The sequence below is a fragment of the Acinetobacter sp. UBA3132 genome (genome assembly GCF_002364825.1).
Classification (GTDB): domain Bacteria; phylum Pseudomonadota; class Gammaproteobacteria; order Pseudomonadales; family Moraxellaceae; genus Acinetobacter; species Acinetobacter schindleri.
The window spans coordinates 1-10,022 of the sequence record NZ_DEZM01000208.1; the positions used below are offsets into that span (position 1 = coordinate 1).

7 protein-coding genes are annotated in these 10,022 nt (G+C 45.3%); 2 read left to right on the forward strand and 5 right to left on the reverse strand.

Annotated features, from left to right (window positions below; translation table 11 throughout):
* Nucleotides 1-79 precede the first annotated feature (79 nt).
* From dmpG to B4033_RS11500, 5 genes are all read right to left on the reverse strand, one after another.
* On the reverse strand, nt 80-1,099 hold the full coding sequence (gene dmpG, locus B4033_RS11480) for a 4-hydroxy-2-oxovalerate aldolase (RefSeq protein WP_286834126.1): 1,020 nt from the start codon (nt 1,097-1,099) through the stop codon (nt 80-82).
* 11 nt (nt 1,100-1,110) lie between these two features.
* Nucleotides 1,111-2,007, reverse strand: coding sequence for an acetaldehyde dehydrogenase (acetylating) (locus tag B4033_RS11485; RefSeq protein ID WP_286834127.1), 897 nt, complete (start codon nt 2,005-2,007; stop codon nt 1,111-1,113).
* A 21-nt stretch (nt 2,008-2,028) separates the two neighbouring features.
* Nucleotides 2,029-2,826: a 2-keto-4-pentenoate hydratase gene (locus B4033_RS11490; RefSeq protein ID WP_004647361.1), complete on the reverse strand. Its 798-nt coding sequence runs from the start codon at nt 2,824-2,826 to the stop codon at nt 2,029-2,031.
* Between the two features lie 407 nt (nt 2,827-3,233).
* Nucleotides 3,234-3,902 (reverse strand): HAD-IA family hydrolase, encoded by a 669-nt coding sequence (locus B4033_RS11495; protein ID WP_071320780.1) that lies wholly within the window; start codon nt 3,900-3,902, stop codon nt 3,234-3,236.
* 303 nt (nt 3,903-4,205) lie between these two features.
* Nucleotides 4,206-5,174 (reverse strand): RluA family pseudouridine synthase, encoded by a 969-nt coding sequence (locus B4033_RS11500; RefSeq protein WP_008305495.1) that lies wholly within the window; start codon nt 5,172-5,174, stop codon nt 4,206-4,208.
* 771 nt (nt 5,175-5,945) lie between these two features.
* On the opposite strand from B4033_RS11500, the gene B4033_RS11505 reads away from it, so the two are divergent.
* Nucleotides 5,946-9,383, forward strand: a complete 3,438-nt coding sequence (locus B4033_RS11505; RefSeq protein ID WP_286834129.1) for an Rne/Rng family ribonuclease — start codon at nt 5,946-5,948, stop codon at nt 9,381-9,383.
* Between the two features lie 172 nt (nt 9,384-9,555).
* Nucleotides 9,556-10,022, forward strand: a 467-nt coding sequence (locus tag B4033_RS11510) for an AMP-binding protein (RefSeq protein ID WP_286834130.1), incomplete at its 3' end; no start/stop codon positions are given.

Here is a 10,022-nt window from a genome sequence, read left to right on the forward strand (position 1 = left end):
TTATGAAAGAGGTCTATTTTATTCTAATAAATAAAAAAGCGCCCTTTCGGACGCTTTTTTAAAATTTAGCTTTTAACTATTAAGCTTGAAGCTCTTTCGCTTTAGACATAGTCAATGCCAAATCTTCAATCATATCTTCCTGACCACCAACAGTGCCACGACGACCAAGCTCAAGCAGAATTTCACGAGCAGATACGCCATATTTTGCTTCAGCACGTTTAGCGAACAACAGGAATGAAGAGTAAACCCCTGCATAACCTAAAGTTGCAGCATCACGGTCAGCACGGATCTGATGAGTCATCATTGGAATGATCAGATCTTCTGCAACGTCTTGTACTTTGAACAGGTCAACGCCAGTTTCCATTTGCATACGATTGGCCACCGCAACAAACAGTTCAAGTGGAGTATTACCCGCACCAGCACCTAGACCAGCTGATGCCAAGTCAACACGTGTTGCACCTGCTTGAACAGCAGCAACCGTATTCGATACACCCATACCTAAGTTATGGTGACCGTGGAAACCTAGCTCGATGCTTGGATCCAAGTGTTGACGTAAGTGACCTACGCGGTCGATCACATCTTGAGGAAGCATGTAACCCGCAGAGTCAGTCACATAAATACAGTTTGCACCGTAAGACACCATCTTGTTTGCTTCTTCAAGCAATTTTTCAGGTGAAGCCATGTGAGCTAACATCAAGAAGCCCACTGTATCCATTTCTAATTTACGTGCAGCGGTGATGTGCTGTTCAGAACAGTCCGCTTCAGTACAATGCGTCGCCACACGAATGGTAGATACACCAATTTCATGTGCCATTTTCAAATGGTCAACCGTACCGATACCTGGTAAAAGTAATGCAGAAATTTTTGCATTCTTCATACGTGGCACAACAGCAGATAGGTATTCTTCGTCAGTTGCAGCAGCAAAACCGTAGTTCACTGATGAACCACCCAGGCCGTCACCATGCGTTACTTCAATTAAAGGTACGCCTGCATCATCAAGTGCGGTTGAAATGGCAATCATTTGCTCAACAGTGGTTTGATGGCGCTGTGGGTGCATACCATCACGCAAAGTCATATCATGAACAATAATCTTAGACATGTGGTTGCTCCTTAAGCTTCTTCTTTGTTGAATACGTGTTCAGCGAACATTTCTGCGGTACGTGCAGCTGCTGCTGTCATAATGTCTAAGTTACCTGCATATTTAGGTAAGAAGTCACCAAGACCTTCTACTTCCAGGAAGATAGAAACACGGTTACCGTCAAAAATAGGACCGTTTACTAATTTGTAACCTGGTACATATTTTTGAACCTCTTTAATCATTGCGTGTACTGATTCAGTGATCGCTGCTTGATCTGGTTCACCTTCAACTAAGCAGTGAACAGTGTCACGCATCATCAGTGGTGGCTCAGCCGGGTTAATGATGATGATCGCTTTACCTTGTTTCGCACCACCAACTTTCTCAATTGCGCCTGCAGTTGTACGCGTAAATTCATCAATGTTTTTACGTGTACCTGGACCAACAGATTTAGTCGATACAGTTGCAATGATTTCACCGTATTCAACAGGTTGAACGCGAGATACTGCAGCAACCATTGGAATTGTTGCCTGACCACCACAAGTTACCATGTTTACGTTTGGCACTTCGCCAGCTGCAAGCAATGCTTCAAGGTTTACAGGTGGTACGCAGAATGGACCAATCGCTGCAGGCGTTAAGTCAATCATGAGCACGCCAAGTTCATTTAACTTGCGGCTGTTTTCAGCATGAACGTAGGCAGACGTTGCATCGAATGCAATTTTGATGTCATCTTCAAGAACGTGAGGAAGAAGACCATCTACACCTTCAGCAGTAGTTTTTAAACCCATTTTCGCTGCACGCACAAGACCTTCAGAAGTTGGGTCAATACCCACCATCCATACTGGTTCTAACCATTCGCTGCGTTGTAACTTGTAAAGCAAATCCGTACCAATATTACCTGGACCGATCATTGCACATTTAATCTTTTTCATGAATGTACTCTCAATATTCGATTATTCAGCAGCGAATGCAGCGGTTACTGAACCGAAGCCTTCAATTTCAACCTTGAATTCATCACCTGGTTGCGCCACAACCATTGGACCTAAGGCACCCGTCAAGATGATGTCGCCTTTTAACAGCGGACGACCACGGCGTACCATTTCATCAGCCAGCCAAACAGCAGCATTGAGTGGGTTTGCAAGACATGCTTTACCCACGCCTTGAGAAACGACTTCCTCACCGCGCGTCATCACCATCTTGCAGTTCACAAGATCAAGTTTTTCTAACTTAACCGGCTGAGAACCCAAGACAAATGCAGCAGAAGATGCGTTATCCGCCACAGTATCAATCAGGCTGATTTTCCAGTTTTCGATACGGCTATCGACCACTTCAATTGCAGGCAGTGCATAATCAGTTGCGCTGATAATGTCTGCATACGTGTGTTTTTCTTTGGTTAAATCCTGGTTAATCACCAATGCGATTTCTGCTTCAACTTTCGGCTGAATCAGAAGGCCAGCTGGAATTGCTTCACCATCGCCATAGGCCATGTCGGCAAATAACATACCGAAATCCGGCTGATCTACACCCAGTTGCGCTTGAACGACTTTAGACGTCAAACCAATTTTACGACCCACCAGACGGCGACCTTCAGACAAAGCACGCTCGGTATTCACTTCCTGAACGGCATAGGCGATATCTACGTCAGCACTTTCACCGCCAAGTTCCGGGCGAATCGGTGCAATCGCAGTTTGTGATAATTCAGCGCTACGAAGTGCTTGTGCAACTGATTCAACAACAGCAGAATTCGACATCAATGTTTCCTTAAACTGCAAAAATGAGGTTTATGCTGGAATCCAGAACCGAGCCAAACCAAGAGCAAAAAACGTTCTGCAATTTGGAAAAGTGGCGGATACTGAAAAGAGCATAAAAATAAACAGTCTAAGAATCGGAAAATTAATGAATGAATGCCAATAGTTATTTTATTTTTCGCTATAGCTAATAGCTATAAATATTTCTTATGTTAATTCATATAAAACAATAATTTGATTAATTTTAATAGAAAAATACCGAGTGAAATTCTCAACAATTTTGGTCGTTCAAATTGATCAAGTTTGCAGCTTTAGACTAAAAGATTAGATTAAATGCGCGAATTTAATTCAATGACAGACATTTAAACTGTATAAATTGTCTGTCATTTGATAAAACCCAGCATACTGAATTAAATCGCTTCCTTCCATTGGACTTTAGCCAATAAAAACTCATGTAAGCTGCTGACATCATTCACAATCGACAGCGGATTAAAATTCGCTAAAGTCTCTGACGTATGCACACCATAACTTACGCCTACACTTGGCATGACAATATTCAGCGCCATTTCCAGGTCATAAGAGGTATCCCCCACCATAATCGCTTCATGGGCATGTACACCAGTTTCTGCCAGAATTTCCTCTAACATTAATGGGTGAGGCTTAGAACGAGTTTCACTGGCAGCACGAGTCGCATGAAATAATTCCAGACTATTGGTCTGCTTTAATACACGGTCCAACCCTTTACGGCTTTTACCTGTAGCGACAGCCAGTTTAATCCCTTGATCTTTTAATGCGTATAGCATCTCAGATACACCTTCAAACCAGGCATCCTCAACCGAGTTCGCTACATAATGTTCTGAATAAGCCTGCAAAATATCCGCATGCAATTCTGGCACAGCTGGGAATAATCGTTGCGCGACTTCCGGCAGACCTAAACCGATAATGCTTTTGGCATCAGCATCGGTCAGCGGTTGATTAAATTGCTGCGCGGCAAACTGCAGGCTAGCCACAATTTGAGCAACTGAATCAAACAAAGTGCCATCCCAATCAAAAATGACCAGTTTTACAGGTGAGTTCATAAAGATTTCCTAGATTTGATTCAGCTTTTAGAGTCCTCTCCTATCAGGAGAAGAGCAGCACTGCTGCACAAGGGAGAGACGTATTAAATTAATTAATCACCACAATTGACTTCAATAAGCAGCTACTTTTCGCATAGGTATTATCTACTTTTCAAGGATGAAAAGTAGCAAAAATCCTTTGTTACTCTGATGGCACTTCCCTATGCCACAGAGTAACGGCGACATCCATGTCGCCTGTCATCTATTTAGATGAGAAACCTAGCCTCTAAATCGTCATAAATAAAGAGACATAAGAAGTTTAACTTACTCATCATCTTCCGCAGGTGTGACTACCTTATCCGCCTTTTGCGCGCGAAGCTGTGCAACCAGACTCTGCATATCTTCAGGTAAAGGTGCCTCAATGGTTGGATAGCCTGGAATTTCCAGACGCATGGCATGCAGACATAAACGGCGTGGTTTTGGCCCACGATACTCCGTCTCATGACCATACTTTTCATCACCCACCAGCGGATGACCAATGCTTAAACCATGTACACGAATCTGATGGGTACGACCTGACAATGGCGATGCATAGACCAGCGTTGCATGCATAAAGCGTTCTGCTACATTCCACTGAGTTTTCGAATCCTTACCTTCTTTAGAAACACGGACACGACGTTCACCATTAGACAGCTCATAACGGTGTAAAGGTGCATCAATAAGTTGCTTATCCAGACTTACTTGCCCTTTCACGACAGCCGCATAAGTTTTTTTAATTTTATGTTCACGTAATAAATCTTGCAGGGTTTTAAGCACACTACGTTTTTTCGAGATCATCACCAGACCTGAAGTATCACGGTCAATACGATGAATCAGCTCCAAGTATTTTTTACCCGTTGCAGCGCGCAGACCTTCGATCAGGCCATAGGCCACACCGCTACCGCCATGTACCGCAATCCCGGAAGGCTTATTCACCACCATCAAGCCTTCATCTTCATAGATTACACGTGCCAACAGACCTTGAGCGACCTTGTCAGAAACCGGTGCAGCAGATTCATCTTTTTGTTCATAACGTATTGGTGCCACACGGATTTGGTCACCAATGGCCAGTTTAGTTTCTGCCTTAATTCGTTTTTTATTGACGCGAACCTGGCCTTCACGAATCAAACGATAGATGCGGCTTTTTGGTACACCTTTTAGACGGCTAAACAGGAAATTATCGATTCGCTGTCCATCTTGGTGCTCATCCACCTCAAACCACGTGACGTTTTGCCATTGTTGCGTAGAATTCATACAGTTACTATGACCTAAAAATTGATTGAAATTGATTAATAAATGACCACTTAGGCTATGCTTTACACAAGAAACATAAGCTTAGCCCATAGGCAGATGATTCAAGGTTTGATATAGTCAGCGCACGGAAACCATCGTTTGTGAGTAAAAGTTGGTGCATGACAGATTTATTTCTGTACATGATCATTCAATTAAACCCTCACATAATACGGGAAGGTCCCAAAAGAATTATGCCGACGCCGAAGGCTTATTATATCGGCAAAAAAGCAAACTGTTGCGTTTAATTGTACCTCAGGTACATAAATCAGTTTGTCTGAAAAAATATGTCGCCAACCTAGTTGGCTTTTAAACGTAAACTGATACACATCAGATTAGTCGCACCCTGAAGACGACTTCAGGCTACAGCGTTTGATGCATTGGATCTGCACAGTTTGTAAAGGTACGACGATAATTCCGTATCAAGACACTCTATCTATAAAGAAGGGATGATCTTCGAGCAATGTGACAGTGAAAGTTACTCACATCCAATGCACCGCTCGTCCGCCAGTGAAGCGTTCAGGTGACTTTAATCGTTTAAAGATTGAAGCCGTATTGCCATCATCAATACGTGAATCAAAACCAAAGCTGATCTATATTAAAATAGACGCTGGGAATAAAAGACTCAAACCACAATGAAATTCATTGCAGATTTGAGCCATTGATCCGTGATGTGTGATGTTCGCTACGTGTATAGCGATTTTTTGCTGTGTATCACTATAAGGTGTTACACCCATGAAACGTATGTTGATTAATGCAACACATGCCGAAGAGATTCGCGTTGCACTTGTCACTGGTCAGCGTCTTTACGATTTCGATTTAGAGAATCGTACCCGTGAACAAAAGAAATCTAATATCTATAAAGGTCACGTGACTCGCGTAGAACCTTCTTTAGAAGCTGTATTTGTTGAATACGGTGCGGGTCGTCAAGGTTTCTTGTCGATGCGTGAAATTGCCAATACTTACTATAAAGCAGATCCTCGCCAAACTTCGAATATCCGCGAACTGATTACTGAAGGCACCGAGCTTTTGGTTCAGGTGGAAAAAGAAGAACGTGGCAATAAAGGTGCTGCCCTTTCTACTTTCATTTCTCTTGCTGGCCGTTATCTGGTATTGATGCCGAACAATCCGAAAGGTGGTGGTATCAGCCGTCAGATTTCAGGTTCAGTCCGTGAAGAGCTGAAAGAGATGCTGGCCTCTTTAAATGTACCGCGTGGTATGAGCGTGATTGTACGTACTGCAGGGATCGGCCGCTCTCAAGAAGAATTGCAACTTGATCTTCAGCACTTGCTTGACCTTTGGGCGCAAATCCAAAGCACTGCAAGCTCTGGTCCATCACCAATGCTGGTTCATCAAGAAGCTGGCGTGGTGACACGTGCGATCCGTGATTATTTACGTGACGACGTGGCAGAAATCCTGATTGACTCTGAACAAGCCTATAATGAAGCCTATAACTTCGTAAAAGCGGTCATGCCACGTCAGTTAGACAAGCTCAAAACCTATACTTTAAATGAGCCATTATTTGCGCACTTCGGTATCGAAAGCCAGATCCAAACGGCTTATGAGCGCGAAGTGAAACTTCCTTCAGGTGGCTCAATCGTGATTGACCAGACTGAAGCATTGGTGTCGATCGATATCAACTCGGCAAAATCGACTCGTGGTCAGGACGTTGAAGATACCGCGTTAAATACCAACCTTGAAGCTGCTGAAGAAATTGCACGCCAGTTACGTTTACGTGATATTGGCGGCTTAGTCGTGATCGACTTTATCGATATGACCAAAGACCGCAACCAGCGCATGGTTGAAGCAAAACTGCGTGAAGCAACCCAAAGTGACCGTGCACGTATCCAGTTTGGTCAATTGTCACGTTTTGGCCTGATGGAAATGAGCCGTCAACGCTTACGTCCTTCGCTTGAAGAAGCCACGGGCTATGTCTGCCCACGCTGTCATGGCACAGGTATGGTGCGTGACCTACGTTCTTTATCACTTTCAATCATGCGTAAAGTGGAAGAAATTGCTCTGCGTGAACGTCATGGTGAAGTTCAGGTTGAAGTACCGGTTGAAATCGCTGCATTCTTATTGAATGAAAAGCGTCACAGCCTGGTTTACCTGGAACAGACTTCAAGTACACGTGTGACTGTATTGCCGCACCCGCACTTGGAAACGCCGCATTACGAGATTTCTTATAATCCTGAAGGTTTTGCACCGACGAGCTATGAACGTACTGAAGCAACACGTTCAAGTGAAAAAGAACTGGGTTATGAGTCTTCTGAGTGGCATTTAGAAGAAGAACAAAATGCGCATGCAGCTGCACCAGCGCCTGTACAGCAACAAAACAATGGCAGAAACAATAAACGCCGTAATAATCAACATCAAAACCAGCAAAACCAGAATGCACAGCAAGCGCCGGTTGCCCAACAGGCCCCTGCTCAGGTTGCTGCAACTGCTGCCAGCCCATGTGCTTGGTTAGAAAACCTGTTTGTACAAAAACAGGCTGCCACTGTGGATCAATCTCGCACTGCCAATAATGCAGCTGCTGCGATTGAACAGCTGGTAAATAATGGCGCAGTCAGCCGTGGTCAATTCGGCCAGGTTACATCACCTGTTGCACAGCAGGCGCCGCAGCATGTCCCACAACCAGCTGCTACACCAACCAGCAATGCTTACCTTGCACCATCAACTGTGGCACACAAGCCAGAGCGTGATCAGGCTGAAAAGGCTGAACGTGAAGAAAAATCACAACGCAGCCATAAAAAACAGCGCAATAACAAGCACAAAGAGCAACGCGAACCGCAACAACATGACAATGCACCGCAACAAGTGCATGAAGAAGTGGTTCAGTTGTCTCGCCAGGAACAGCGTCAAGAACAACGTGAGCAAAAGCGCAAGAACCCGCGCCATCAGCAAGAGCACAACCAGGATGCTCAAGCTGAACCGCAAGCAGCTGTGCCACGTCGTGACCGTCGTAACCAGCAACGTCCAGAACGTCCTAATCGCCACCGCGATCAAAGCGTACTGAATGAGCAAACGGCTGCTCCGCAAGCACCTGCTCAAGTTGAAGCTCCAGCAGCTAATGAGCGTCAAGTACGCGTAGAGCTGATTGATGCACCGCGTCAGGACGTTACACCAACAGCTATGATGGTGAATGTCGATCAAGGCCAAAGTGAAATCGTAGCGCTGAACGGTACAGCACCTGTAGTGGCTACTCCGGCTGAAGAAACTGCACCTGAAAAGGCACCAGCCGTAGCAACGATGGCAGCAGAACTGGAAGAGAAAACTGAAGCGGTTGATCTGACTGAAGCCCCTGCTCCAGCAGCAGCGCTTGAACAGGTAACGCCGAAAGCTGAAAAGTCTCGTGCCAGCAATGACCCACGTCAACGTCGTCGTGACCGTCGTGCGGCACAAGGTCAGCAGGCTCAGGCCGCTCAGCTTCGTCCTTCACAAGTACCGACACTTGGTCAGTACACCGTAGGCAGCCTGATCCGTCATGTGTACGGTGAAGACTGTTCAGTACTGATTGAGCAGTTCGGCCTGATGGCGACCTTCAACCGTGCACTGGACAAGTTCACGCAGCAATACAATGAAACTGTTGTTGTAGCAGTGACTGCCGAGAAAAAACCGGTGACGCGTGATGTAGAGGTGAACAAGGCTCAGCCAGAACCAGAACCTGCTCCGGTACTGGATCTGACTCCACCAAAACCTGTGTCAGAAAAGCGTGTAGCTAATGATCCACGTGAGCGTCGTCGTCTGGCAAAACTTGCTGCAGAACAGGCACTTGTACAAGCAAAACAGGCAGCTCAACCGGAAGGAAAACCGACTAAACCCGCTGCTGAAGCTCAGGCTGTGGCAGCACAACAAGCCGAGACGATTGAAGTTCTAAGAACTGACGAGCCTGTTAAACCTTTAGTTGCTGATCAACCTGAGACTGCAGTAACAGCAGCTCAAACTGAGCCAGAAGCTACAGAACAGCCTGAAAATGCACCTGTTACAGCTAAAGCATCAACTGCTGCCGCTGAAGAGAAAGCATCAGCCGCTGAAAATACTGCTGAAGCAACTGAAGTTAAAGCAGAAACAGTGGAAACAGAAGCGGAAAAAGCAGAGAAATCTCCTGCCCGTCCACGTCGCCCACGTGGCCGTCCACCGAAAAAAGCCAATACTGCAACTGAGTCATAATTCGCCCAATTGCAGTAACTAAAAAAAACCTAGTCATTTCGGTGACTAGGTTTTTTTTGCTAGATTTTGTCAAATTAGGTTGATTACTCTTTAAATCAGCCATTAAAACTACAACGGACAGTTATTGCATATTCAGTGCACGTATCGGATACGTAAAAGAAATAGGATTACCATGAGCCAAACCACACAACATGATCTGATTGGTATTGCTGATGTCGCAGCCAAAATCCCCGCTTTCCTGAAAAAAGTGCCGAACTTGGTCAATGGACTTAGGCAGGCTTATTTACGTACCCCGAATACTGCTGCAGGTTTGGGTCTCGCTTTTGAAAAAGCGGTACAGCGCAACCCGGAAGGCATTGCCCTGCGTTTTGAAGACCAGAGCTTTAGCTATACAGAACTGAATGGCTGGGCCAACCAGATTGCACATTACTACCTGTCGCTAGGTGCGAAAAAAGGCGATGTCGTTGCCCTGATGGTCGAGAACCGCCCGGAAATGCTCGCCAGCGTGATTGGTCTGGCCAAGCTTGGCGTGACCATTGCCCTGCTGAATACTTCACAGGTCGGTAAAGTGCTGGCTCATAGCATTAATCTGGTTAAACCGATTGGCCTGATTGTGGGTGAAGAGTGTCGTCATGCAGT